This window comes from Enterococcus sp. HMSC076E04 (assembly GCF_001814285.1).
In the GTDB taxonomy this organism is placed as follows: domain Bacteria; phylum Bacillota; class Bacilli; order Lactobacillales; family Enterococcaceae; genus Enterococcus_B; species Enterococcus_B lactis.
The window spans coordinates 1-376 of sequence record NZ_KV815635.1 but is presented as its reverse complement, the minus strand read 5'-3'; the positions used below and the strand labels follow the sequence as shown (position 1 = coordinate 376).

1 protein-coding gene is annotated in these 376 nt (G+C 40.4%); it reads right to left on the bottom strand.

Annotated features, from left to right (window positions below; translation table 11 throughout):
- On the bottom strand, positions 1-376 hold a 376-nt coding region (locus tag HMPREF2961_RS13630; protein ID WP_141755569.1), incomplete at both ends, for a Cna B-type domain-containing protein.

The following is a 376-nucleotide window of genomic DNA, read 5'->3' as shown; positions in this document are numbered from 1 at the left end:
TCTCATTGTCTTCCCATGTTTTTTGTCCTGAGACCTCTTTGGTTTCTGGCACATGGGTATTGGTAATAATGATGTTTCCATCATCTGTTTGTTTAACTTCATTGGTATAGCCAGCTACTTTGGTCAACTCTTCCACTCGATAAGTGATAGCTTGACCTTTCGCCTTTTCTGCCAATTCGTTCCATGTGGTCGTCCAGTGATTCTCCTCGCTCAGTTCTACTGCTTCGCCTATTTTTTGGTTATTAGCATATAACTGAACTTGGATACTTTGAGGTCGTAGCCCATCTTGGTTATTTCCATCATCCCATACTTTAGTAGCGCTTAGACTAGTTTTATCCGGTGTATAACTGTTTTTGATGTTATACCCTTCAATCGT